Genomic DNA, 24518 nt, shown 5'->3' with positions numbered 1-24518 from the left:
TGTTCGTCAGCCGCTACGCGTTGTCGTTGTCGTTGTCAGCGCGTCATTCGTGTGATCAAGCTTGATTCATTGTGTGCACAACCATGTGTTGAGAAGAAGCGAAATATCACCGCTGTTCAAGCTTTGCAAGGAGTGTGCCGTTGCCACCCCATGCCCTTCATTGATGAAAACACTTCCTTCCAACACAGAGCGTCATGTGACATTCAGAGTTCCTCATGGAATTCGACGTCAACCAGATCACGCCGCCCTCAAGATACGCCTACGCGTCGGACAAGCCAAGCTTTTGAAGCAGGCCGTTGAGCTCATCCAACGAACCAAACTGAATCGCCACCTCGCCTTGCTCGCCACGCTTGGTGCGCTTCTTCACCCGGATCTCGACCTGCGCCGTGAGTGCATCCGACAGCTCTTCCTCGATGCGTGAAATATCGCGTGATTTCTCTTTCGCGATGCGCAGCAGGGGCTTTTGACGCGCCGAGGCCGTCTTCGCCACGAGCTTCTCGGCCTCGCGCACACTGAGTTTCTTGCCGACCACTTCCGCGGCAACCAGTATTTGTTGCGCACCTTCGAGCGGCAGCAGCGCGCGCGCATGGCCCATGTCGATGTCGCCCGCCATCAGCATCTGCTGCACCGGCTCGGCCAGGTTGAGCAAACGCAAGAGGTTGCTCGCAGCGCTTCTTGAACGACCGACAGCCTGTGCGGCCTGCTCGTGCGTGAGGTGGAACTCGTTGACGAGGCGCGCGATGCCTTGCGCTTCTTCGAGCGGGTTGAGGTCTTCGCGCTGGATGTTTTCAATCAGCGCCATCGCGGCGGCGGCCTCGTCGGGCACGTCCTTCACGAGCACCGGCACGTCGTCGAGGCCCGCGAGCTTGGCGGCGCGTGTGCGGCGCTCGCCGGCGATGATCTCGTAGCGCCCTTCTCCCACCGGCCGCACGAGGATGGGCTGCATGATGCCCTGCGCCTTGATGCTCTCGGCCAGCTCGTAGAGCGAGCCTTCGTCCATGCGCGTGCGCGGCTGGTACTTGCCGGGCTGCAAGAGCGCGAGCTTGAGCGTGCGAGGGGCGCCTTCGTTCGCGGGCGCTGGGGTGTCGCTGACTTTCGGGCCGAGCAGTGCTTCGAGGCCCAGGCCTAAGCCCTTGGGTTTCTTCGTGACCATGCGCGCATTCTGTCCGATCAACCGCGGCGGCCCGCGCCGGGGCTCAGGTGCGGGCCAACAAGGCGTCGAGCAGCGCGCGGCCCTCGGGCCAGTCGCCCAGGCCCGACTCGCCGTTGAGGTGGCCACGATCACCCACCGACACGAGTTCGCAGCCCCACTGCGCCGCCATCTCGGCGGCCCGCTCAGGCGCGCAGTAAGGGTCGTCGTGGCTCACGACGGCGGTGCTCGGGAATGGAAGCCGCGCCCGCACGATGGGCCGCCACGGCGCCAGCTGCGGCGGCATGTCGACGCGCTCCACGTCGGGCGGCGCCACGAGCAAGGCGGCGGCCACCCGCGCCGTGTGCTGCGAATGGGCTGCCCACGCGGCGACCAACTGGCAGCCCAGGCTGTGTGCCACCAGCACCGCGGGGGTGTCGTCTTGCAGCAGCACTTCTTCGAGCCGCGCCATCCAGTCGCCACGCTTGGGCCATTGCCAGTCGTCCTGCGTGACACGGCGGTCGCCGTGCCGCTGCTCCCAGCGCGACTGCCAATGCGCCGCGTCGGAATCGAGCCAGCCCGGCAGCAAGAGCACACGGAATACTGGCGAGAGCGAAGCGGACAAGGGGGTGGTGGGCGGTGTCGTCATGTGGCTGCCGTATCCTGTCGGCTTCTTTGAATTCAGAGGTGATGGAGATGACTTACAAGGTGTTCGTCGACGGCCAGGAGGGCACGACCGGCCTGCGCATCAACGAGTATCTGGCGAACCGCAGCGACATCGAAGTCCTGCGCATCGCACCCGAGCGCCGCAAAGACATCGACGAGCGTGCCCGCCTGCTCAACGCCGCCGACATCGCGTTCCTCTGCCTGCCCGACGCGGCCGCCAAGGAAGCCGCCGCGCTCGTGAACAACCCCAACACCTGCGTGATCGACGCCAGCACCGCGCACCGTGTGGCGCCCGACTGGGTGTTCGGCCTGCCGGAGCTGGCGCCCGACCAACGCGATCGCATCCGCGCCTCGAAGCGCATCTCCAACCCCGGCTGCCACTCCACCGCCTTCATCCTGCTGCTGCGCCCGCTGGTCGACGCCGGCCTGGTGGCCCCCACGCTGCCGGTCAGCGCGACGTCGATCACCGGCTATTCCGGTGGCGGCAAGAAGATGATCGAGCAGTACGAAGCCGGCGGCGACCCGAAGCTCGACGCGCCCCGCCCTTACGGCCTCACGCTGGCGCACAAGCACGTGCCGGAGATGTCGGCCCACACCGGGCTCAAGACGCCGCCGATCTTCCAGCCCATCGTGGGCCCATTCCTCAAGGGTTTGGCAGTCAGTGTGCCCTTGCATCTATCACAGCTCAAGCCTGGCATCACGCCCGATGCGCTGCACAAGGCCCTGGCCGAGCGCTATGCCGGCGAGCGCTTCGTGCGGGTGCAGCCGCTGCGCGATGCGGCGACGCTGGAATCGGGCTTCTTCGACGTGCAGGCCAACAACGACACCAACAACGTCGACGTCTTCGTGTTCGCCAACGACAGCCAGGCAATCCTGATGTGCCGCATCGACAACCTGGGCAAGGGCGCCAGCGGCGCGGCAGTGCAGTCGATGAACGTGCACCTGGGCGTGGACGAGTCGCTCGGCTTGGTCTAACGGACCCGATAGTGGTACGCGTAGCCGTCTGAGAAACCCAGCCGGTGGTAGATGGCGCGGGCGGCGTGGTTGTCGTGCTCGACCTGCAGATAGGCATGCCGCGCCCCGCGTGAGCGGGCGTGCGCGAGCATGTGCAGGCACAGGCGGCTGGCGCAACCGCGGCCTCGGGCGTCTTCGGCCGTGAACACGTCGTAGAGCCCGACCAGGTCGCCTTCCATCGCGTACTGTCCGCAGGCGAGCACCTCGCCCTGCTCCCTCAGCTCGAAGGCGGTGAACGGCACCGGCGAATGCAGCAGCCGCTCGGCGTGGGCCTGTCGCTGCGACAGGGGCGAGCCGCGCAAGGCGCCGACCCGCTGGGCGAACGGGTCGAGGCCGATGTTGTGCGCGGACCAGCCAGCCGGCCAATCCGGCGTGGCGAGCGACTCGAGCCGATCCAGCACCATCACCCGCGTGTCGTCGATGCTGCGCAAGCCCATCTCGGCCAGGGTGTCGTCGAGGTGGGTCGGGCGGGTGAAGGGCGTGATGCGCACCACCAGAGGCAGCCCCGCCTCGGCAAACACCTGCTCGCACTGCGCCAGCCGGCTGGCGACGCTCAGGCGGCCGTCGGCCACCGCGTTGATGCAGCGCGCGCGCTTGGCCTTGCCGGCGGAGAAACGCACCAGCCAGCCATCGACCCAGCGCTGCTGGGGCGGCGCACTGGCGTTGAGCCCGGCGTCTTCCACACGCGACAGCAGCTGGCTGTCGAAGCGCGGGTTGAGGTCGGAGACGGGCAGCTGCATCGGTCGTCGGGGGCGTCAGAGCGTCTGGATGCGCTTGACCATCTCTTCGGCGAACTCGATGAACGACTGCGCGCCCTTGGAGGCGGGGTCGAACACCACGCCGGGCAAGCCGTAGCTCGGCGCCTCGGCCAGGCGCACGTTGCGCGGGATCACGGTGTTGAACACCTTGTCGCCGAAGTGCGCCTTGAGCTGCTCGCTCACCTGCTGCTGCAGCGTGATGCGCGGGTCGAACATGACCCGCAGCAGGCCGATGATCTGCAGGTCGGGGTTGAGGTTCGCGTGCACCTGCTTGATGGTGTTGACCAGGTCGCTCAGCCCTTCGAGCGCGAAGTACTCGCATTGCATGGGCACGATCACGCCGTGGGCGCTGCACAGGCCGTTCAGCGTGAGCAGGCTCAAAGAGGGCGGGCAGTCGATCAGCACGAAGTCGTAGTCGTTGCGCACGGTTTCGAGGGCGGCTTTCAGGCGCTTGTCGCGGCGCTCCAGCTCGACCAGCTCGACCTCGGCGCCGGCCAGCTCGCGGTTGGCGCCCAGCACGTCATAGCCCACCTTCTCGCTGCGCTGGCGGGCTTCGGCGATGGAGGCCGACTCCAGCAGCACGTCGTAGACGCTGAGCTTGAGCGCCCGCTTGTCCACGCCCGAGCCCATCGTCGCATTGCCCTGCGGGTCGAGGTCGACCACCAGCACACGCTGGCCGATCCGGGCGAGACCGGCCGCGAGGTTGACGGTGGTGGTCGTCTTGCCGACGCCGCCTTTCTGGTTGGCAACACAAAAGATTCGGGTCATGGCCGATCCGGGAGGTGGGGAAGAAAGAGCACTCAGGGCGCCGCAAGACGGATGCCGAAGCCGACGAGGAACACGCCGGCGATGCGCTCGAGCGCCTTGGCCAGCCGCTTGTGCGCCTTCACCTGTTGCGTCACCAGCCCGGCAAAGGCACACAGCGTGAGGCAGTAGACCAGCGTGATCAGCGCAATCGTCACGGCCATCGCTGCAAACGTGACCCCACCCTGGTGCGTGGCCGGGTTGATGAAGAGCGGGAAGAAGGCCATGTAGAAGACGATGGCCTTGGGGTTCAGCAAGGTGATGAGAAAGGCCTGGCGCAGGTAGCGGCGCGGCTCGATGTGGATGGGCGACGCCCCACCCTCCTTCGCGAAGATCAGCTTCAGCCCGATCCACGCCAGGTAGGCCGCCCCGGCGTACTGGATCGCCTGGAACACCAGCGGGTGCGCCGCCAGCAAGGCCGCCACCCCGGCCACCGCGGCCCACAGCAGCACCTGGTCGCCCACGATCAGGCCCAGCGTCGCCGCGGCCCCGGCGCGGAAGCCGCCTTTGGCGGTCGACGTCAGCAGCGCAAACGTGCCCGGCCCCGGCAGGGCCAGGAACACCAGGATCGAAAGGCAATAGGTGCCGAAGTCGGAGATCCCAAAGACCGTCATGTGCGCCTCACGCCGAGGGGGATTTGCGGATCCAGACCAGGCACCGTTCGGCATCCAGGCCTGGCACTGCCAGTTGTTCCACGTGAAACACCGACCAGTCTGCCGCCAGCGCGGCGACCTCCTCGTCGGGTTGTTTGCCCTTCATCGCCATCCATGCCGTCCGCTCGCCGGCCAGATGCCGGGTGAGACGGGTGAAGTCGGCCAGCGAGGCAAAGGCCCGGGAGGTGATCACGTCGAACGGGGGCAGGCGCAGGTTTTCCACCCGGGCGTGCACGGCGAAGAGGTTGGGCAGCTTCAGCTCCACCCCGACCTGACGCACGAAGATGGCCTTCTTGCCGACGGTGTCGACACAGGTCACTTCGAGCTTCGGCTCCAGGATGGCGAGCACCACCCCGGGCAAACCACCGCCGCTGCCCACGTCCAGCACGCGCGCCGGCTTGCCCGCCAGGTGTCGCCGCAAGGCGGGCAGCACGGCCAGGCTGTCCAGCAGGTGGTGCGTCACCATCTCGGCCGGCCGGCGCAAGGCGGTCAGGTTGTAGACCCCGTTCCACTTCTGCATCAGGCTGACGTAGCCGAGCAGCGCGGTGCACTGGGCGTCGCTCAGCGACAGCCCCAGGGCCTTGGCCCCCTTCAGGAGCACGTCGCGCAAGGATTCGATGGACGGCTCAAGCGGCATTGCGGCCCGACGCTTCGTTGGCCGCAAACCCCTTGAATCGGCCCTTCTTCAGGTGGATCAGCAGGAGCGAAATCGTCGCAGGCGTGATGCCCGAGATGCGCGAGGCCTGGCCCAGCGTTTCGGGCCGGTGCAGCGCCAGCTTCTGGCGTGCCTCGAAACTGATGGCGGTGACCTGGGCGTAATCCAGCTCGGCCGGCAGGCGCAGGCCCTCGTAGTGGGCGGCGCGCTCCACTTCCTCGTTCTGCTTGTCGATGTAGCCGGCGTACTTGATGCTGATCTCGGCCTGCTCGACCACCGCATCGGCCAGCTCATCCCCGAATTCCTGGCGCAGTGTTTCACGTGAAACACCGGCCTCAGGTTTCGCCACGGCCGCCACTTCGGCCACCGCGTCGAAGTCGACCCCCGGCCGGCGCAACAGGTCGGCCAGGTTGTACTCGCGCTCGATGGCCTTGCCGAGCAGGCGCTCGGCGGCGTCCACCGGCAAGGAGCCGGGGTGGATCCAGGTCGAGCGCAGGCGCTCGGTCTCGCGGGCGATGGCGTCGCGCTTGCGGTTAAAGGCCGCCCAGCGTTCGTCGTCGACCAAGCCCAGCTCGCGGCCGATCTCGGTCAGCCGCAGGTCGGCGTTGTCTTCTCGAAGCTGCAGCCGGAACTCGGCGCGGCTGGTGAACATGCGATACGGCTCGGTCACGCCCTTGGTGATGAGGTCATCGACCAGCACGCCGAGGTAGGCCTGGTCGCGGCGCGGCGTCCAGGCCTCGCGGCCCTGCACCTGCCGCGCGGCATTGATGCCGGCGAACAGGCCTTGGGCGGCAGCCTCTTCATAGCCGGTGGTGCCGTTGATCTGCCCGGCGAAGAACAGACCCTGGATCACCTTGGTCTCGAAGCTCGCCTTCAGCCCGCGTGGGTCGAAGTAGTCGTACTCGATGGCGTAGCCGGGCCGCAGGATGTGGGCGTTTTCCAGGCCACGCATCGAGCGCACGGCCGCCAGCTGCACGTCGAACGGCAGGCTGGTGCTGATGCCGTTGGGGTAGAACTCGTGCGTCGTCAGGCCCTCGGGCTCCAGGAAGATCTGGTGTGAATCCTTGTCGGCGAACCGATTCACCTTGTCTTCGATGCTCGGGCAGTAGCGCGGCCCCACCCCTTCGATCACACCGGTGAACATCGGGCTGCGGTCGAAGCCGGAGCGGATGATCTCGTGCGTGCGCTCGTTGGTGTGGGTGATCCAGCACGGCACCTGCTGCGGGTGCTGCGAGACATGCCCCATGAAGCTGAACACCGGCACCGGGTCCAGGTCGCCGGGTTGCTCGGTCAGCACCGAGAAATCGATGGTGCGCCCGTCGAGCCGCGGCGGGGTGCCGGTCTTGAGGCGCCCTTGCGGCAGCTTCAGCTCCTTCAACCGTGCCGAGAGCGATACCGCCGGCGGGTCCCCCGCCCGGCCGCCCGCATGGTTCTGCAGGCCGACGTGGATCTTGCCGTCGAGGAAGGTCCCCGCCGTCAGCACCACGGCCTTGGCCCGGAAGCGAATGCCAACTTGCGTGACAGCCCCCACCACCCTGTCACCCTCGACCATCAGGTCGTCGACCGCCTGCTGGAAGAGCGTGAGGTTTGGCTGGTTCTCCAGCCGGCGACGGATCGCCGCCTTGTAGAGGATGCGGTCCGCCTGGGCCCGGGTCGCGCGCACCGCCGGCCCCTTGGAGCCGTTGAGGATGCGGAACTGGATGCCCGATTCGTCGGTGGCCGCAGCCATCGCCCCGCCCAGCGCGTCGACCTCCTTCACCAGGTGGCCCTTGCCGATGCCGCCGATCGACGGGTTGCAGCTCATCTGCCCGAGCGTCTCGATGTTGTGGGTGAGCAGCAGCGTGCTCACGCCCATGCGCGCCGCGGCCAGCGCAGCTTCGGTGCCGGCATGGCCGCCGCCGACGACGATCACGTCGAATTCATGGGGATACAACATGGGGGCTCCGGGAGAGGGGCACGGGGCGCAGTGTTCAGTCAGCTCCGGAACACGCCCGTGCAGGCAGGGCGTGAATTTTAGGTGGGCCGGCCCTGGGCGTCACGGGCAGCACACCAAGACCTGCTCCACCGGCCAACGCCCCGTCAAATAATCGGCGCATGAACTGCCGACCCGGCTGCGGCGCCTGCTGCATCGCACCCTCGATCTCGTCGCCCATCCCCGGCATGCCGCTCGTCAACGGCATCAGCAAGCCGGCGGGCGTGCGCTGCCTGCACCTCACGGCCGACAACGCCTGCGCGATCTTCGGCCACCCCGATCGCCCCGCCGTGTGCAGCTCGCTGCAACCCTCCGCCGAAATGTGCGGCGACAACCGCGAGCAGGCGATGCGCTGGCTGGGCCACGTGGAGCAGATCACCGCGCCCTGACCCACGGGCGCATCACATCGGCTCCAACAGCCCTTGCCACAGTGGCGACAGCCGGAATTTCTCGGCCTCGGTCAGCCCCTCGCTCAGCAACAAACACTCGCGGTGAAACGCCCGCAGCCGCTGGCGCAGCTCGCTCTCGGCGAGCACCAGCTCGAGCCGCTCGAGCGGCGCCATGCCGGCCGTCACCGCCTCTTCGCCCCACAGCCCGAGCGCATTCCACGCCACGCGCAGCCGCTCCAGCCGGTGCAGCGCATCGGCCACCACCTCGGTGATCTGCGAGGTGCGGCGCTGCTCGTTCAGCTCCTTCGCCAGCTGGTGGGCCGCGGCCATCTGCTGGTCGATCTCGGCCAGCTGCGCGGCGAGCGTGGCTGCCTCGGGCTGCTGGTCGAGGGCGAAATCTTCCGCCGCCTCATGGGCCGCTTCGCAAACGAAGGCCGACCAGGTCGGGTCGAACTCACCCGGCACCACGCGTAACGCGAAGCTTGCACGGGTCAAGGGTGCATGCGCGTCGTTGATGCTGCCGAGCGTGAGCTCCACCACCGACAGCACCCGCCCGAGCGTCGACAAACCATCGGGCCCCAGCCGCGCCGGGTAGCCCGAGCGGTCGAGCCGCTCGTGGTGCTCGGCGATGCCCTGCCCCAGCGCCTTGGGGTAGTCGGTCAGGCCGGTCAGCAGCATCTGCGCCACGCGCGGGTGCACCACCAGGTGCTTGTGGCCAAGCAGGTCGAGCGCCTGCGTGTAGTCGAGGAAGGCGGGGTTGATGTAGACCTCGCCGATGTCGTGCAGCAGCCCGCCCAGCATGGCCAAGCGAATCTCGAGCGACGACGCCTGGCGGCTCGCCGTCATCGCGCCCGCGAGCGCCATGCCGGTGACCGCATGCGCGAGGGCTTGCGGGCGTGAGGCGGCGGCGGTGGTCAGCAGCAGCTGCGCCACCGCGTGCAGCGGCATCTGCTTCAGCTGCGCCACCAGCTCGCGCCCGTGCGCACGCAGTGCCGGTGCCAGCGGGTGTTGCGACTCGAGCAGCACCTGCAGGTCATGCATCAGCGTGAACGGCGTGACGCCGTCTTCCGCCAGCAGGCAGGCTTCGACCGGCTGCTTGAGCCGCCGCTCCAGCAGGCGCTGCTGCAAGGCGGCCGACACCGGCTGCCCACGCGCCCACAGCTTCACGCCGCGGCTGTCGACGATGTCCTGGCACGCCACGATCGCGTGGCTCTCGGCCGCATGCGTCAGCGCCGCCAGCGCATGAGGGTTGGGCTCACTCCCCGGTGAGAGAGACAGGTGCATCGGCAGTGAAACGGGTTAGCGCCCCGCACCCACGGTGCGAAGCTCTTGAGCCACATGCCCATCCTTCAGCACGATCACGCGTGACGCCGAGGCGATGGTCTCGGGCCGGTGCGCCACGATCACGCGCGTGAGGTCGAGCTGGCGCACCGCCTGGTTGACCAGGCGTTCGCGGTCCACGTCGAGCGCACTGGTCGCTTCGTCGAGGAAGAGGATCTGGGGTCGCTTGTAGAGCGCGCGGGCCAGCAGGATGCGCTGTTTCTGCCCGCCGGAGATGCTGGCCCCCATGTCACCGATGAGCGTGTGAAAGCCCATGGGCATGGCTTCGATCTCGTCGTGCACGGCCGCGAGCCGCGCGCACTGGGCCACCCACGCCGGGTCGGCGTGGGCATCGAAGAAGCTGATGTTGTCGGTGATGCTGCCTGCGAAGAGCTGGTCTTCCTGCATCACCGTGCCCACCCTGTCGCGGAAGCTGCGCAGGCCGAGCTGCCGCAGCGGCACGCCGCCCACCAGCACCTCGCCCGATTGCGGCTCGTGGATGCCGAGCAGGATCTTGAGCAGCGTGGTCTTGCCGCAGCCCGAAGGCCCCGAGATCGCCACCGACTCGCCCGGCTCGATGGTGAAGCTCACGTCCTTCAACACCTCGGGCTCGTTGTCGGAATAGCGGAAGCTGACGTTGCGCAGCTCCAGCCGTGCGGGTTGCTCATCGCGCTCGCGCGCCGGCACATCGGGCTCGGCCTCGGGCGCGGTGAGCACGATGTCGGCCAGGCGCTCGCCTTCGAGCTTCAGCATCTTGAGCTCGACCACCTTGTCGATCAGGCCGCTCACCCGCGTGGAGAAGGTCTCGCGGTAGGCGAAGAAGGCGAACAACATGCCAACCGAGAAGCGGTGGTCCATCACCAAGAGCGCGCCGACCCAGATGACGGCGATGCGCTCCAGCCCGAACACCAGCTTGTGCAGCACGCCGAACAGCAGGTCGAGCTTGCGCGTGGCGATGTTGGCGTTCATCGCATCGACCACCTTGTTCATGAACTCGGCGTGGCGGTCTTCCTGGCGGTTGTAGAGCTTGATGCTTTGCACACCGCGCAGCGATTCGAGGAAGTGCGTCGAGCGCTTGGCGGTGTGCACGATCTCCTCTTCGGTCGCTTCGCGCAGCGGCCGGAAGAAGGCCCAGCGCAAGAGCGCGTAGATCGCCACGCTACCGGCGGCGATGGCCGCGAGCGTCACGCTGTAGATGCACATCACCGCAAACGTCAGCACCACCAAGAGGCCATCGAGCACGGCTTCGATGAAGCTCGTGGTCAGCGTCTCCTGCATCTTCTGGATGGCCCCGAAGCGCGACATGATGTCGCCGGTGTGGCGCTTCTCGAACCAGCTCACCGGCAGGCGCATCAGGTGCGCGAACACATTGCCCAGCCATTGCAGGTTGAGCGTCGACGAGAGGTAGAGCACCGCCCACGAGCGGATGGCGCCGGTGGCCACCTGCAGCAGCACCAGCAGGCCGAAGCCCAGGCCCAGCGTGAGCAGCAGGTCGCGGTCGGCGCTCACCAGCACACCGTCGACCACCCACTGCATGAAGAAAGGCGACAGCAGCATGAAGGCTTCGAGCGCCAGCGCCAGCACGAAGATCTGGCCCAGCGAGCGGCGCAAGCCCGACACGCGGCCCATCATCTGCCGCATGCTGATCGACTGCTTCTCTTCCTTGGGCTTGAAGTCGGGCGCGGGCGACAGCTCCAGCACGATGCCGGTGAAATGCTGGCTCACCTCCGACAGGCGCAGGCGGCGCACGCCGCGCGCCGGGTCGTGGATCACCGCCACGTCGCCGCGCAGTTCGGTCAGCACGACGAAGTGATTGAGGTCCCAGTGCAGCACGCAGGGCAAGGCCAGCTGCGGCAAGTGCTCCATCTCAGCCCGCAGCGGCCGCGGGCTCAGCTGCATGCGCCCGGCCATGCGCACGAGATCGGCCATCGTCGCGCCCTTGAGCGAGAGCGAGAAGCGCTTGCGCAGCGTGGGCAGATCGGTACGCAGCCCCAGCTGCGACGCGACCATCGCCAAGCAAGCGAGGCCGCATTCAGCGGCCTCGGTCTGCAGGATCATCGGAACGCGTCGTGCGCCCCAGCCGAGGTGGAGTGAGTCCAGCATCAATACAACCCGAGAAAGTGCTGCCCCCAGGTCCAGGCTTCGCCCAGCCCGCCCCCCGAGGGGGGCAAGGAAACTTGGGACGGCCCGGCGTTTCCTTGGCGGTTCATACGCGCCCCGTCACGCTCAGCAGGGGCTCGAAGATCCACTCGATCAGGCGACGGCGGTCGAGCAGCACGTCGGCGTCGAGTTGCATGCCGGGGGCGAGCGGCTGCGCACGCCCGTAGGCCTGCACCGCCTGCTGGTCCAGCGACACGGTGATGCGGTACAGCGGCTCGCGGTCGTCGGCCGCGCGCGCTGGCAGTGAAAGTCCCGCCAGCTCGGCCGCCTGCAGCGGCGTGCGCGACACCTGCAGCACCTCGCCCGCGTGGTGGCCGAACTTCTGATACGGATAGGCCTGGTAGCGCAGCTGCACCGCCTGGTGCGAGTGCAGGAAACCCACCGCACTCGACGGCGCAAACAGATGCGCCTGCAGCTTGGCATCGGCCGGCAGCAGGCTGGCGAGCGCCACGCCCGGCGTGACCGGCTGGCCGCGCTCGGCGACCACGGCGGTCACCATGCCGTCTTCGGGCGCGCGCACCACGAGACGCGACTGCGCTTCGCTTTCGGCCGAGCGCTGCGCGACGACCGCGAGGTCACGCTCCAGCTCGCCTTGCTGTGCCTGCATGCGCAACGGCAGCTCGCGCGCCTGCGCTTCGAGGTTGCCGATCTCGCGCTGTTGCACGGCACGCTGGCGCTCCAGGCTCTGCAACTGGGCGCGCAGGCCCAGCACCTCTTCGGCCTTGGCCTGCACCTGCGCAGACGACACGAAGTTGTCGTTGCGCAGCGACTCCAGCCGCGCCTGCGCCTGCTGCGCGAGCGCGAGGCGCTGCGCTTGCAATGCCGCCTCGGCGCCGATTTGCGACAGTTCCTGCTGCATGTCGGCGATCTGCCGCTGCAGCGCAGCCGCCTGCGTTTGCTGCAGGCGCTGCTGGTGTTCGGTCGACTGTTTGAGGCTCTTCTCGCGGGCCGCGAGCGAGGCCTGCACGGCGGCCTGCGTGTCGCCGCGGAGCGTGGCCCGCTCCATCGACAACACGAAGAGCACGTCGCCACGCTTGACCACCTGCCCTTCCGCCACGTGCCGCTCGACGACAGTTGCCGCCTGCGGCGGCACGAGTCGGATCACGCCCCGATCCGGCACCAGGTATCCACTCACACGTGCTTTGCGCGTGTACTCCCCGAGCGATAGGTATGTTGCCGCCGCCGCCGCCGTGAGGGCGACGAGAGCGGTGAGCACGGCGAGGGATACCGGCCGGATCAGCTGGATGCTGCCCAGCCACTGTTGCCGTCGACCTTCGACGACTTCAGGGCGGAAGAGGGAGGGCATGGCCCGTTACCAACAATCACCACATGGGGCGGGGGGCGCCACCGGACACCTGCCGCAGCAGTTCCGGCGGCAGCGGTTGCGGCGCGGGAACTGTTTGCCCAGGCTGCTGCTTGGGAGAAACGCTGGAACCGGGAACGCTCTTGGTGGTGGTGGGCTGCATGGTGTGCTCCTGTGGGCTGTGCACAAGGCGATGTGCACTGAACACATTGCAGCAGCCACCACGACGGCCGGTAACTGTCAGCTCTTACAGGGATGCACTCCGAGAAACCCCGGGGTGAGCCAACTCAGCGGATCAACCCCAGTCGCAATGCTTTCAAAACCGCCTGGTGCTTGTTGACACACCCGAGTTTGTGCATCGCGTTGTTCGCGTGCAGCACGGCAGTGCGTTCGCTGATGCCCAGGACGTTGGCCACCTCCCAAGCGGTCTTCCCTTCCATCGTCCACCGCAACGTTTCGAGCTCACGCGGTGTGAGAGAGGGCCCTTCTTGGGAGACCACAGCCGGTTGCAACAAGCGAACCGAAGCTTCCTGTGCGTGCACCGCGTAGAGCTGCAACGCAGCGACCATGCGGGTAATTTCCGTCACATCCTTGGGCAAGGGTTGGTCGCGGTCCACGCCGAACAGGAAGTGCCGCCCCTCGGGCATGTGGAGTGCAAGACAGATGCCATGCCGGTACCCAAACCTAGCTTGCTCCTCCCACACCTCAGCCTGACCGGCATCGAGGTAGGTGTTTTGGCTCCAAATGATGGGGACGCTCTTGTGCTTGCAATGCTGCATCACGGGATCGCGCTTGGCGGTATTGCGGTCCTCTCCGATCTCGCGATACCCCGCCGGCGCGTTGTCGATCCAAATGAACTCTGAATCGCCGATGAAATGGTCGATGACGGTTGATGCGGTGACCGTCTGAAAGCCAAGGTCCCGCGCAAACCGCACGACGTGTGCAAGCAACTCGTCCTTCGTTTTGGCCTCAAGGACGGACAAGTAGCCACTTTGAAGCAGGCTTGACATGAGCTAGACCCTCGACATGTTCACGGCCTTCGCCGACAGCGTTCGGCGGCCATGATACGAAAGGAAGCGTGGCCGCACCGCCTACTGGATCAACCCGAGCCTCAACGCCTTCACCACCGCATGGTGCTTGCTCGAACACTCCAGCTTGCGCGTCGCACTGTGCGCATGACGAGCCACCGTGTCTTCCGCGATCCCCAGAATGCGGCCCACTTCCCAGGCGGTCTTGCCATCCATCGTCCAGCGCAGCACTTCGAGCTCTCGCGGGCTCAGAGCGGGCACGCCTGCCGTCGGCGTGCTCGGAGGCAGCAGGACACGCATCGCGGCATCCTGAGCATGGACGGCAAACATCACGAGCGATGCGACGACGTGGGTAATCTCGTCCGGGCACTTCGGCAAGGACTGATCGCGTTCGACGCCGTAGACGAAGTGACGCCCTCCTGGCAGGTGCATCGCCATGGTGATGCCGAATCGATACCCGAACTGAGCTTGCTGCTCCCACAAGTCGGCACGCCCTGCCTTCACGTAGGTCGCCTGGTCCCACACCAAAGGAACGCTGTTCCACTTGCAGTGCTGCATGACAGGGTCGAGGCGCGCACGCGCAGGATCGTTGTAGGCGTCCAGATAGTCCTCAGGCGTGTTCTCCACGGAGAAAAATTGCGCCGGGTCATCACCCCGAAGGTGATCGATGACCGCCGCGGCCGAGTAAGTCTGAAAGCCCAGCTGTCCTGAAAAGCGCTCCACCGCCCGATGCAGTTCGTCGGGCGTGCGCGCCTCGAACACGGCGAGGGAACCGCCTCGAAGCATGTCGGCCTTCCTCACTGAATCAACCCCAACCTCAACGCCTTCACCACCGCATGGTGCTTGCTCGAACACCCGAGCTTTCTTGAAGCGTTGTGCGCGTGCCGGATCGCCGTGTTTTCCGCGATGCCAAGAATGCGCCCGATCTCCCAGGCGGTCTTGCCTTCCATCGTCCAGCGCAGCACTTCGAGTTCGCGCGGTGAGAGGGCCAGGCCCTTGTGCTGCTCCAGCTCGGGCGGGGCGAGCAAACGCATCGCGGGCTCGAGGGCGTAGGTGGCAAAGAGTTGCGCCGCGGCGAGTGCGCGGGTCACCTCGGCGGAGTTGGGCACGAGCGGCGCGGCACGGTCGAGGCCGAACATCATGTGGCGCCCGTTCGGCAAGTGGTGCACCACCGCGATGCCGGTGCGGTAGCCGTACTGCGCCTGGTGTTCCCAAGCCGCGCCCTGCCCTGCGTGCGCGTAGGTGGACTGGTCCCACACCAGCGGGCGGTGGCTGTGCTTGCAGTGCTGGCTGACGGGGTCGACCTTGGCGTCGTCGAGGTTGGCAAAACTGTCGCGGTAAGCCGCCGGTGTGTTGTGCACCGAGCGGAACTCCGGCTCGTCGCCCGGCCGCTCCAGCACCGTGGTGAGCGAGACCGTCTGGAACTGCAGCCGCTGCGCGAAACGCACCACGCACGCCTGCAGCTCGTCTGCGGTCGACACCTCATGCACCGCGAGGTAGTCGCCGTGATGTAACTCGTGATCCATCCCTGTTTGGCCCTGAAGGCACTTGTTGCTGAGCAGTGTCGCCCACGACCGGCGACCTGCCACAGATTACACCTGTCATGTTTGACAGCTGGCAGGGTTGACAGCTGCGAAGGGCCCGGCTTGTGCGCACCATGCGGCCACTCCAACAACCATCGGACTCTCATGCTGCGCCCATTGTCCAAACCTCATGTCGCTGCCGCGCCCGCGTGGATCGTGTGTGCGTGGCCCCCCGTCACCTGCCCCATCCAGCAGGCCCCCAGTCTCAACTTCGTGCACCTCGGAACCCGCGTGCTCAAGCCCGGCGATGCCGACAGCCCCACCACCGGCCAGACCCTCTGGGGCGGCCCGTCGGGCGAAGGCGCGGCCGGCGTGGCCTGGGACTGGGTCGAGATCCAGGAAGGCGTGGTCGCGATGGCCGACCCCTTCGGGCTCGTCACCAACCTGCAGTTCGTGGGCATGAAGGGCAAGGTGCTCACCGGCTTCGAGGCCACGCTGTGCCTCAACGAGCTGGTGCACGCCCTGCCCTGGCAGAGCGAGGTGCAACGCGCGCTGGAGCGCGTGGAGCACTGAGGCTCGCAACGCACAGGCACAAAGAAAGACAGGCCACCGCACGGGCACGGGTGGCCTGGGAAACACCCCGGTAGGTGCAGGTTGCGAGAGCAACCCGGTTGGAGACCCGATGCGGATCGTGCGAGCCCGGCTGAGCGCCAGCGGGCCGATGGATGCCGACGTGGCCAGGCCCTCGGGCTGGCGTGATGGTGGCGGCCGCTCGTCGGCTGCTGCAGACCTCACGCCTCCCTTGTGTCCTCCCCGACCCGGGAGCCTGTCCACGTCGGCCCCTCTCTCGTGGAGCAGGGGTCCATGCGTTTGCCGTGTCGGCAACAGGCAAAGACTAAGCCGCTCCGGCGCGGGGGCCAATGCCAAGAACTTGTCATTGACGGGCCATGGGGCCGGCCGGTATCAGCATCTCGATGTGAGGGATGCCGTCTTCCAGGTACTCCTCGCCCACCGCCTGGTAGCCGAAGCTGCCATAGAAGCCGCGCAGGTACGACTGCGCCGAGATGCGATTGCCCTGCCCCGGGAAGCGCTCGTCGGACAGCCTCAGCACACGCGCCACCAGCTCGCGGCCGAGGCCGGCGCCGCGGCCCGCGGCGGTGGTGACCACGCGGCCCATCGATGGCTCGGCGTACTTCACGCCGGGGTCGACGAGGCGGGCGCAGGCGAGCGGCATCGCGTGCGCGGGCGACCATGCGGCGATGTGGAACGAGTGCTCGTCGGCCTCGTCGGCGTCGAGGTAGATGCTGTTCTGCTCGATGGCAAACACCGTCTGCCGCGCGCGATAGAGGCGGGCCAGTTCGAGGGGCGACAGCTCCTCCAGGCGCGCAATGCGCCAGGTGAGGCTCAGGGATGCAACGGGCTGATTCATGCGCACATCATGCGCATACTCGGGCCCCATTCAAAGGAGGAGGTTTCCGATGCGCCGATTGCTGCTCGCCTTGTTCGTGGTCGTCGCCGCGCTCGTGGCCTACCTGCTGGCGTGGCCGGTGCCGGTGAAGCCGGTCGCGTGGACCGCGGCGCCGACGCCGGGCTACACCGGCGCGCATGCGGCCAACACCCGCCTGGCCGGGCTTGAGCTGCTCGACCTCGGCAGCCACCAGGGCCCCGAGCACATCGTCTTTCGCAACGGCTGGCTTTACATCGCGGTGGAAAGCGGCGCCATCATCCGCATGCGCCCCGACGGCTCCGGCCGCGAGGTGGTCATCCAGACCGGCGGCCGCCCGCTCGGCTTCGACTTCGATGCCGATGGCGCGATGGTCATCGCCGATCCGATGGCCGGCCCGCACGGCGGCCTCTTCCGCGCCACCGGCAGCGGCGCGAGCGTGAAGCTCGAGCTGCTCACCGACAGCGTCGACAACACCCCCATCGCCTATGCCGACGGCGTGGTGGTCGCCAAGAGCGGCAAGATCTATTTCACCGACGCCAGCCAGCGCTTCGGCGCCAAGGCCTGGGGTGGCACCTTCAACGCGAGCGTGCTCGACATCATCGAGCACCAGTCGACCGGCCGCCTGCTCGAGTACGACCCCGCGACGAAGGCGACGCGCGTGCTGCTCGCCGACCTGTGCTTCCCCAACGGCGTGGCGCTCTCCGCCGACGAGCAGCACCTCTTCGTCGCCGAGACCGGCGAGTACCGCGTCTGGAAGGTCGCCACCAGCGCCACGGCCGTGAGCGCCAAAGCCCCGACGGCCACCGCGAGCATCCTGATGCAAAACCTCCCCGGCTACCCCGACAACCTGATGCGCGGCCAGGACGGCCGTGTCTGGATGGGCCTCGTGAAACCGCGCGGCGCCTTCATCGACAACAGCGCCGGCAAGCCCTGGCTGCGCTCGCTGTCGATGAGATTGCCCAAGGCGCTGTGGCCGGTGCCGCCGGCCTACGGCCACGTGGTCGCGTTCGACGAATCGGGCAAGGTCCTGCTCGACCTGCAGGACCCGACCGGCACCTACCCCGAGACCACCGCCGTCACCGAAGCCGACGACCGGCTCTACATCCAGAGCCTGCACGCCAAGTCGCTCGGCTGGCTCGATAAAAAGAAAGCCGGACTCTGAACGCCGCGGCCTACCGCAGCGCGGCGGCGCGCAAGCGCCGCGCCACGTAGCCCACGCCGAGCGCCGTCAGCAACACGCAGGCGACGACGGGCACCAGCAGCTGCTCGGGGCCCACGCCCTCGCCCTTCAGCACCTTGGTCATCAGCGTGTGCTGCGCAAGCGCCGGCACCCACAGGTGCCACGGCGCCTCGCCGCTCTGGTTGAAGGTGGTCATCAGCGGCAGCAGCGACACCGCCAGCACCACCAGCGTGCTGGCCGCCTGCGCCTCCTTGAAGGTCTTGCAGCGGATCGCCACCGCCATCAGCACCGCCGACAAGGCCGCGGCAAACGGCAGCAATACCGCGAGGAACCACAGCGCCTCGACCCAGCCGAACTGGAACATCGCCTGCAGCGTGTCGCTGCGCAAGAGCCACTGCGCCGGCAGGAAGCCGAGGCAGCTCAGCACCGCGATCAGCATCGCGAGCGACGCCACCGCCGCCCACTTGCCGAGCACCAGCGCGACCCGGGGCGACGGCGTCATCAGCAAGGGCTCCAGCGAGGCCCGCTCGCGCTCGCCGGCTGTGGTGTCGAGCGCCGCGTTCAGCGCGCCGTAGAGCACCGCCATCATGATGAAGAAGGGCAGCATCGCAGTGAGCTGCGCCGCGCGCGCCTGCGTGCTGGCGAGGTCGCGCTCCTGCACCGCGATCGGCGACAGCAGCTCCGGCGACACCCCGCGCAGCATCAGCCCGATCGAGCCGCGCTCGCGCGCGTAGGCCTGCAGCAGCCGCGAGACCCGCGCCGCACTCGCCTGCGAGGGCCGGTTGCCGCTGTCTTGCACCACCTCCACCTGCGGCTGCTCGCCGCGCAGCAGCGATTCCTCGAAGCCGGCCGGCACCACCAGCACCGCCTCGTGCAGCTTCGAGCGGCGCAACAGGTCTTCGTAGTTCGTCGGCGCCGGCTTCACGGTCATGCTCTGCCGCGCCAGGAAGTTGGCCAGCCCCGGTGCATGCTCGATGCCCACCGCCACCACCTCGCGCCGCTCGGCGCGCTCCTCGAACGAGGCCAGGAGGCTCGACAAGGCCACCAGCACCAGCGGCCCGAGCAGCACCGCGGAGACCAGCACCATCGCCAGCGTGCGCCGGTCGCGCAAGGCATCGACCAGCTCCTTGCACATCACCGCCCACACGAGCTTCACGGCAGCACCTCGGGGAAGGCGAGCTTCACGAAGGCCTGCTCGAAGTCGCGCTCGCCCGTCTGCGCGAGCAGCTCGTCCACCGTGCCGTGCGCCACGGTGCGCCCGTGCGAGACCACCACCACCTCGTCGCACAGGCGCTCCACCTCTTGCATGATGTGCGTCGAGAACACGATGCACTTCTCGCCGCCCTCGGGCGAGCGCAGCCAGCGCAGCGTGTCGCGCAAGGCGCGGGTGGCCACCACGTCGAGGCCGTTGGTGGGCTCGTCGAGCACGATGTGGCGCGGGTCGTGCACCAGCGCGCGGGCCAGCGCCGTCTTCATGCGTTCGCCCTGGCTGAAGCCTTCGGTGCGGCGGTCGAGCAGGGGCGTCATCTCGAGCATCTGCGCGAGCGCTTCGGCGCGGGCGTTGGCCGCCTCGCGCGCCATCCCGTGCAAGCGGCCGTGGTAGACGATGTTCTCGCGGGCGGTGAGCCGCGGGTAGAGGCCACGCGCATCGCTCAACACACCCATGCGCGCCTGCGCCGCCTGCGGCGCGCGCGCCACGTCGACGCCTTCGACGGTGAGCGTGCCGGCGTCGGGCGCCATCAGGCCGGCCAGCATGCGCAGCGTGGTCGTCTTGCCGGCGCCGTTGGGCCCGAGCAGGCCGGTGATGCGGCCATCGGCGGCGCGGAAGCTCACGTCGCGCACCGCCAGCACCGGCGCCGAGCGCTGCAGGCGCCAGCCGCTGCGCGCCGCGGCGAACTGCTTGGCCACGCCGTGCACCTCGATCACTGCACGCTCCCCAGCGGCCGAAACGCGGGCGGGCGCGGCACGCCCTGCACGCAGCGGGTGTCGAGTGCGAGTGCCGCCGCCTCGTCGGCCAGGTCGATGAAGCGGGTGAGCAGCTCCGGCCCGCAGCCGACGCCGAGCACGCCGTGGCCGGCATGGGGCACCACCACGTGCCGCGCCCTCGCGCCCAGCGCCTGCGCCACCCGCTCGCCATGCCGCGGCGGGGTGGCCGGGTCGAGCCCGCCACTCAGCAGCAGCACGGGGGCCGGGCTCGTGCCGAGCCGGTAGAACGCCTCGGGCAGCTCGCCACGCGGCCAGTCGGCACAGGCCTTCTCATACAGCGTGCGGCCGTCGGCGAAGTCACCCTCCGCAGCGTCGGGCAGCGCCCGCCCGCGCGCCAGGTCTTCGCTGCACACCACCGAGAAATGCATGCCCATCGCAAGGCCCGAGCCCTTGCGGCCGGTGAGGCTGCTGCCGAGCGTGAGCAGCCCCTGCGGACGGCCGAGCGTCGCCTCGTGCATGGCCACCGGCAGCGCCTGCATCAGCACCGGCGTGTACAGCGCACCCCGCACCGCCGACATCGCCATCGCACGCGTCAGCGTGAACTGCTCCAGCTGCCCGGTGAGCGGGTGCTGAACGCTCACCGGCTGCGGCAGGCGGGCCAGCCAAGCCGACCAGGCGCTGCGCAGATCCGGGTGATCACGCCGGCACGCCGGCTCAGCCTCGCAGGCGGCCAGCAGCGCGTCGAACGCGCGCTGCGCATCGGCCGCCGAACTCGCCGGCAGCGCCATGTCGGGCGGGGCCACCCCGTCGAGCACCAGGCGCCGCACGTGCGACGGGAACTGGCGCAGGTAGTCGAGCCCCGCGCGCGTGCCGTAGGAGAAGCCGACGAGGTTGATGCGCGAAGCGCCGAGCGTGCGGCGCACGGCGTCGAGGTCCTGCATCGCGATCGGCGTGGTGTAGTGGCGCAGGTCGCCGTGCGGCAGCGCCTGCAGGCGCTGGCGGCACTCGCGCAGCTGCGCGAGCTGCCGCTCGGGGTCGGCCTGCTCGGCCACCGACTGGCGGCGCGGGTCGTCGCACACGAGCGGCGCAGAGCGGCCGGTGCCGCGCTGGTCGACGAAGACGATGTCGCGCCGGTTGTTGAGCCGCGCGAAGAGCGGCATCACCTGCCCCGCCAGCGAGATCGCGCTCTGCCCCGGGCCGCCGGCCAGCAGGAACACCGGGTCGGCGAGCTTGTTGCGCGCGAGCGCCGGCACCACCACGTAGTGCACCGCGATCTGCGGGCCGGAGGCGGCAGCCGGGTCGAGCGGGCGCGCCACCTCGCCGCACAGCACCTGGTGCGACAGGCCATCGACACGGCACGGCGCCGGTCCCGCCGCCCGCGCCTGCAGCCCCCACGCACCCAGCAAGAGGCCGACGACGAGCAGGCGCCGGAGGTGCCCGCTCATGGCCCCAGCAGGCGCTTCAACTCGCCACTGGCGATGAGCTTGTCGAGATCGCTCGCGCCGCCGACGAGCTGGCCCTTCACGAACACCATCGGGAAGGTGGGCCAGCCGGTCCACATCTTGAGGGCGTTGCGCCGCCGCCAGCCGCCCAGGTAGCCGCCGAACTGCAGGTACTGGTAGGGCACGCCCGCCGCATCGAGCGCCCGCCGGGCGCGCCACGCGGGCGTGTTCAGCGCCATGCCCACCACCAGCACCGGGTTCGACGCCGCCGCCGAGCGCACGTTGTGCACGATGTCGGCGTGCAGGTTGGCTACCTTGTCGCGAATGGCCGGGTGCAGCAGGGGCTCGTCGAGGATGGGGCGCGGCATCGAGGGTCTCGCGAAACAACGAAGCCGCGAGCTTAGCCTTTCAACTGCTCCCAGTGGTCATGCCGCTCGCGCCGCTCGGCGCGGTAGTTGGTGAGCTCCAGCCGCACGCCGTCGGGGTCGGTGAAGAAGGTGGCCCAGTAGTCGGGCGCGTAGCCGGGGTGCAGGTGCGCCTCGGTCGCGTCGATGCCGGCGGCGCGCAGGGCCTTCGAGGCCGCGACCACGTCGTCGATGGAGTCGACGCGCAGGCAGAAGTGGTGCAGCCCCGGCGAATACGGGTCGTGCGCACCGCCGCGCGAGGGGCGCAGCACGTAGCCGAAATGGCGGTTGTAGTACTGCACGTGCGGGTCGCCGCCGATCGAGAAGCGGTTGCTGCGAAAGCCGAGCACGTCGCGCAGCACCGTGTCGTAGAAGACCTGCGAGCGGGCCAGGTCCGACACGGTGATGTAAATGTGGTCGATGCCGGTGACCTCGATCATGGGCGCGCTCCTGATGACGGAAAAACGGGGCCGGCCAGTATCGGCCGCCCCCGCGCGCCGCGTCGATCAGGTCGCGAGCACCCCACGCTGGAAGTCGGCCATCGCCTGGTGGATCTCGGCCGGCGTGTTCATCACGAAAGGCCCGTACTGCACGATGGGCTCGTGCAGCGGACGGCCGGCGATGACGAGCAGCTTCGCGTCGCCCTCGAGCGCGCGCACCGCCACGCCATCGGCCGCCTCGTCATTGGCGAGGATGGCCATGCGCTCGCACTCGACCCGCGTGCCCGCGATCTCGACCGCACCGCCGTACACATAGACGAAGGCGTTGTGCCCGGCCGGCAGAGGCTGCGCGAACGACGTGCCCGCAGGCAGCGCCACGTCGAGGTAGAGCGGCTCGGTGGTCGGGCGGGTCACCGCGCCGGTCACGCCGTGGCTCTCGCCCGCGATCACGCGCACCCTCACCCCGTCGGGCAAGGTGAACACGGGCACGCCCTGCGGCGGCACGTCGCGGTACATCGGCGCCGTCATCTTGTCTTTCGCGGCGAGGTTGACCCACAGCTGGAAGCCCGCCATGCGGCCCTCTTCCTGCTCGGGCATCTCGGAATGGATGATTCCGCGGCCGGCGGTCATCCACTGCACGCTGCCGGGTTCGAGCAGGCCGACGTTGCCCACGCTGTCTTGGTGGCGCATGCGGCCTTCGAGCATCACCGTCACCGTCTCGAAGCCGCGGTGCGGGTGGCTCGGGAAGCCGCCGATGTAGTCGGACGCGCTGTCGCTGCCGAAGGCGTCGAGCATGAGGAAGGGGTCGAGCCGGCGCTGCAGCGGCTGCGTCAGCACGCGGGTGAGCTTCACGCCGTCGCCGTCGGACGTGGGCTGGCCCTGCACCAGCCGCTCGACGCGGCGCGAGCGGGCGACAGACAAAACAGCAGGAGGGCTGGAAAGCGCGGTGGTGGTGTTCATGACAACCACTCTATGCGCCACGAAATGCGCCGCGCTCAAGACTTTTTGCACACAGCGCTCAAAGGATGTGGAGTTGGCCCACTCCCCGCGCCAGCACAAGAAGCGTAGGCTCCGCCCCACAGATTGCTTATGAAAAGCAACTACTTCGGACGTGCGTCCGAAATCCCACTGCGAAAGGACGACATGCAACGCAGACACTTCCTGGCCGCTGGCGGCCTGGCCAGCCTGGGTGTTCCCGCCTGGGCCCAGAGCGCCAACGAAATCGTGCTCGGCAACAGCGGCATCCTCGGCGGCCCGCTGGGCGCGCCGGTCAAGATGATGCTGGCCGGCGCCGACCTCGCCTTCCACGCAGCCAACGCGCAGGGCGGCGTCAACGGCCGCAAGGTGCGCGTGGTGTCGCTCGACGACGAACTCAAGCCCGACAAGGCCGTCGCCAACTACCGGAAGCTTCTGGGTGAACACAAAGCCTTCGCCTTCTTCGCCTGCGTGGGCTCGGGCACCACGGCGGCGGCGAGCCAGGTGCTGAAGGAAAGCGGCGCCCCGCTCGTGGGCGGCTACGCGGTCGCCGACTCGGCGCGCGACAAGGCCCAGGGCTCGGCCTACTTCGTGCGCGCCACCACCGGCCGCGAGGCCGAGGTGCTGATCCAGCAGCTGCAGACCATCGGCATCACCAAGATCGCGGTGGCCCACCTCGACAACCCCGGCGGCGTGGAAGCGCTGCGCCTGATCGAGAAGGCGCTCGCTGCGCACCAGCTGAAGCCGGTGGCGGCCTCGCCCATGAAGGGCGACGCGACCGATGCCGCGGCCGTGGCCGGCACGCTGATGGCGGGCGAGCCGCAGGCGATCGTCATGTACCTCGGCGGCGCGCTCGGCGGCGAGCTGATGAAGGCGGTGTGGGCCCGTGGGCAGCAGCCGTCGTTCTACGGCATGTCGATCGTGCCCGGCGACCTCATCGCCAAGGTGGTCGGCGAGAAGACCCGCGGCCTGGCCATCTCGCAGGTCATGCCCTACCCGTGGAACGAGGTCGACCCGACGGTGAAGGAATACCGCCGCCTGGCGACCGCCACCAAGGTGCCGGTCAACTACTACAGCTTCGAGGGGTATGTGAACGCCCTCGTGATGCTCGACGGGCTCAAGCGCCTGGGCCGCGACCTCAACCGCCAGAAGCTGCATGCAGCGCTGGCCGCCACCAAGCTGCGCATTGCCGGCATGGACGTCAGCTTCGCCAGCGGCAACCACACCGGCTCGCGCTTCGTGGAGCTGGTGCAGGTGACGCGCGACGGCCGTTTCGTCCGCTGAAGCCGCTCGCGAGCGGGCCGAGCGCCGGGCCGCTCCCAAGCCGGCC

General features: G+C 68.4%; 25 protein-coding genes and 3 pseudogenes. 5 read left to right on the top strand and 23 right to left on the bottom strand.

Annotated features, from left to right (window positions below; translation table 11 throughout):
- Positions 1 to 259: 259 nt before the first annotated feature.
- Both KF892_16625 and KF892_16620 read right to left on the bottom strand, forming a co-directional pair.
- The gene (locus KF892_16625) at positions 260 to 1153 is read right to left on the bottom strand and encodes a ParB/RepB/Spo0J family partition protein (GenBank protein ID MBX3626645.1); all 894 of its coding nucleotides are present in this window, start codon (positions 1151 to 1153) and stop codon (positions 260 to 262) included.
- A gap of 43 nt (positions 1154 to 1196) precedes the next feature.
- The gene (locus KF892_16620; protein ID MBX3626644.1) at positions 1197 to 1778 is read right to left on the bottom strand and encodes a serine hydrolase family protein; all 582 of its coding nucleotides are present in this window, start codon (positions 1776 to 1778) and stop codon (positions 1197 to 1199) included.
- 47 nt (positions 1779 to 1825) lie between these two features.
- Between KF892_16620 and argC the strand changes: the two genes are divergently transcribed.
- Entirely contained in the window at positions 1826 to 2770 is a 945-nt protein-coding gene (gene argC, locus KF892_16615) for an N-acetyl-gamma-glutamyl-phosphate reductase (protein MBX3626643.1), read from the top strand.
- Here the strand turns inward: argC and KF892_16610 are convergent.
- Genes KF892_16610 through mnmG form a run of 5 tightly spaced genes read right to left on the bottom strand, consistent with a single transcriptional unit; the run spans position 2767 to position 7615 of the window.
- Entirely contained in the window at positions 2767 to 3549 is a 783-nt protein-coding gene (locus tag KF892_16610) for a GNAT family N-acetyltransferase (GenBank protein ID MBX3626642.1), read from the bottom strand. The two genes, argC and KF892_16610, sit on opposite strands and share 4 nt — an antisense overlap.
- Before the next feature lie 15 nt (positions 3550 to 3564).
- Complete coding sequence (locus tag KF892_16605; GenBank protein MBX3626641.1) at positions 3565 to 4335, bottom strand: ParA family protein; 771 nt, start codon at positions 4333 to 4335, stop codon at positions 3565 to 3567.
- Positions 4336 to 4367: 32 nt separating this feature from the next.
- On the bottom strand, positions 4368 to 4985 hold the full coding sequence (locus tag KF892_16600) for a LysE family transporter (protein MBX3626640.1): 618 nt from the start codon (positions 4983 to 4985) through the stop codon (positions 4368 to 4370).
- A gap of 7 nt (positions 4986 to 4992) precedes the next feature.
- Complete coding sequence (rsmG, locus tag KF892_16595; protein ID MBX3626639.1) at positions 4993 to 5661, bottom strand: 16S rRNA (guanine(527)-N(7))-methyltransferase RsmG; 669 nt, start codon at positions 5659 to 5661, stop codon at positions 4993 to 4995.
- Positions 5651 to 7615 carry a tRNA uridine-5-carboxymethylaminomethyl(34) synthesis enzyme MnmG gene (mnmG, locus tag KF892_16590; protein ID MBX3626638.1) on the bottom strand — a complete coding sequence of 655 codons (1965 nt, stop codon included), beginning with the start codon at positions 7613 to 7615 and terminating at the stop codon, positions 5651 to 5653. The genes rsmG and mnmG overlap by 11 nt, the downstream gene beginning before the upstream one ends.
- A gap of 158 nt (positions 7616 to 7773) precedes the next feature.
- Here mnmG and KF892_16585 point away from each other — a divergent pair, with 158 nt between their 5' ends.
- Positions 7774 to 8040, top strand: coding sequence for a YkgJ family cysteine cluster protein (locus tag KF892_16585; GenBank protein ID MBX3626637.1), 267 nt, complete (start codon positions 7774 to 7776; stop codon positions 8038 to 8040).
- Positions 8041 to 8052: 12 nt separating this feature from the next.
- Here the strand turns inward: KF892_16585 and KF892_16580 are convergent, their stop codons facing one another.
- The 9 genes and pseudogenes from KF892_16580 to KF892_16540 all read right to left on the bottom strand — a co-directional run bounded on the left by KF892_16580 (position 8053) and on the right by KF892_16540 (position 15377).
- Positions 8053 to 9324, bottom strand: coding sequence for an HD domain-containing protein (locus KF892_16580; protein ID MBX3626636.1), 1272 nt, complete (start codon positions 9322 to 9324; stop codon positions 8053 to 8055).
- Positions 9325 to 9339: 15 nt separating this feature from the next.
- Positions 9340 to 11463, bottom strand: coding sequence for a peptidase domain-containing ABC transporter (locus KF892_16575; protein ID MBX3626635.1), 2124 nt, complete (start codon positions 11461 to 11463; stop codon positions 9340 to 9342).
- A gap of 22 nt (positions 11464 to 11485) precedes the next feature.
- Positions 11486 to 11584, bottom strand: a pseudogene (locus tag KF892_16570) (glutaredoxin).
- A 72-nt stretch (positions 11585 to 11656) separates the two neighbouring features.
- Positions 11657 to 12526 (bottom strand): annotated as a pseudogene (locus KF892_16565) (HlyD family efflux transporter periplasmic adaptor subunit).
- Positions 12518 to 12826, bottom strand: a pseudogene (locus tag KF892_16560) (biotin/lipoyl-binding protein). Before KF892_16560 ends, KF892_16565 begins: the two co-directional pseudogenes overlap by 9 nt.
- 16 nt (positions 12827 to 12842) lie before the next feature.
- On the bottom strand, positions 12843 to 12986 hold the full coding sequence (locus tag KF892_16555; protein ID MBX3626634.1) for a hypothetical protein: 144 nt from the start codon (positions 12984 to 12986) through the stop codon (positions 12843 to 12845).
- A 124-nt stretch (positions 12987 to 13110) separates the two neighbouring features.
- Entirely contained in the window at positions 13111 to 13833 is a 723-nt protein-coding gene (locus KF892_16550; GenBank protein MBX3626633.1) for a LuxR family transcriptional regulator, read from the bottom strand.
- Positions 13834 to 13914: 81 nt separating this feature from the next.
- The gene (locus tag KF892_16545; protein MBX3626632.1) at positions 13915 to 14637 is read right to left on the bottom strand and encodes a LuxR family transcriptional regulator; all 723 of its coding nucleotides are present in this window, start codon (positions 14635 to 14637) and stop codon (positions 13915 to 13917) included.
- Between the two features lie 11 nt (positions 14638 to 14648).
- The gene (locus KF892_16540; GenBank protein MBX3626631.1) at positions 14649 to 15377 is read right to left on the bottom strand and encodes an autoinducer binding domain-containing protein; all 729 of its coding nucleotides are present in this window, start codon (positions 15375 to 15377) and stop codon (positions 14649 to 14651) included.
- Positions 15378 to 15539: 162 nt separating this feature from the next.
- On the opposite strand from KF892_16540, the gene KF892_16535 reads away from it, so the two are divergent.
- Complete coding sequence (locus KF892_16535; protein MBX3626630.1) at positions 15540 to 15947, top strand: hypothetical protein; 408 nt, start codon at positions 15540 to 15542, stop codon at positions 15945 to 15947.
- Between the two features lie 361 nt (positions 15948 to 16308).
- On the opposite strand, the gene KF892_16530 is transcribed toward KF892_16535, so the two are convergent.
- Positions 16309 to 16803 (bottom strand): GNAT family N-acetyltransferase, encoded by a 495-nt coding sequence (locus tag KF892_16530; GenBank protein ID MBX3626629.1) that lies wholly within the window; start codon positions 16801 to 16803, stop codon positions 16309 to 16311.
- A gap of 49 nt (positions 16804 to 16852) precedes the next feature.
- On the opposite strand from KF892_16530, the gene KF892_16525 reads away from it, so the two are divergent.
- The gene (locus KF892_16525; GenBank protein ID MBX3626628.1) at positions 16853 to 17983 is read left to right on the top strand and encodes an SMP-30/gluconolactonase/LRE family protein; all 1131 of its coding nucleotides are present in this window, start codon (positions 16853 to 16855) and stop codon (positions 17981 to 17983) included.
- Positions 17984 to 17993: 10 nt separating this feature from the next.
- On the opposite strand, the gene KF892_16520 is transcribed toward KF892_16525, so the two are convergent.
- The 6 genes from KF892_16520 to KF892_16495 all read right to left on the bottom strand — a co-directional run bounded on the left by KF892_16520 (position 17994) and on the right by KF892_16495 (position 23173).
- Entirely contained in the window at positions 17994 to 19136 is a 1143-nt protein-coding gene (locus KF892_16520; GenBank protein ID MBX3626627.1) for an ABC transporter permease, read from the bottom strand.
- Positions 19137 to 19153: 17 nt separating this feature from the next.
- On the bottom strand, positions 19154 to 19909 hold the full coding sequence (locus KF892_16515; GenBank protein ID MBX3626626.1) for an ATP-binding cassette domain-containing protein: 756 nt from the start codon (positions 19907 to 19909) through the stop codon (positions 19154 to 19156).
- 14 nt (positions 19910 to 19923) lie between these two features.
- A complete protein-coding gene (locus tag KF892_16510; protein MBX3626625.1) occupies positions 19924 to 21372 on the bottom strand; it encodes an alpha/beta fold hydrolase in 1449 nt (482 codons plus the stop codon).
- Entirely contained in the window at positions 21369 to 21737 is a 369-nt protein-coding gene (locus tag KF892_16505; GenBank protein MBX3626624.1) for a glutaredoxin, read from the bottom strand. The genes KF892_16510 and KF892_16505 overlap by 4 nt, the downstream gene beginning before the upstream one ends.
- Positions 21738 to 21769: 32 nt before the next feature.
- Positions 21770 to 22213, bottom strand: a complete 444-nt coding sequence (locus KF892_16500) for a VOC family protein (GenBank protein MBX3626623.1) — start codon at positions 22211 to 22213, stop codon at positions 21770 to 21772.
- A 66-nt stretch (positions 22214 to 22279) separates the two neighbouring features.
- Positions 22280 to 23173, bottom strand: coding sequence for a pirin family protein (locus tag KF892_16495; GenBank protein MBX3626622.1), 894 nt, complete (start codon positions 23171 to 23173; stop codon positions 22280 to 22282).
- A gap of 183 nt (positions 23174 to 23356) precedes the next feature.
- On the opposite strand from KF892_16495, the gene KF892_16490 reads away from it, so the two are divergent.
- The gene (locus KF892_16490) at positions 23357 to 24472 is read left to right on the top strand and encodes an ABC transporter substrate-binding protein (GenBank protein ID MBX3626621.1); all 1116 of its coding nucleotides are present in this window, start codon (positions 23357 to 23359) and stop codon (positions 24470 to 24472) included.
- Positions 24473 to 24518 lie beyond the last annotated feature (46 nt).

Source organism: Rhizobacter sp., from assembly GCA_019635355.1.
GTDB lineage: Bacteria > Pseudomonadota > Gammaproteobacteria > Burkholderiales > Burkholderiaceae_C > Rhizobacter.
Note: the sequence above shows the minus strand (reverse complement) of the source record. Positions and strands in the feature narration are given on the sequence as shown.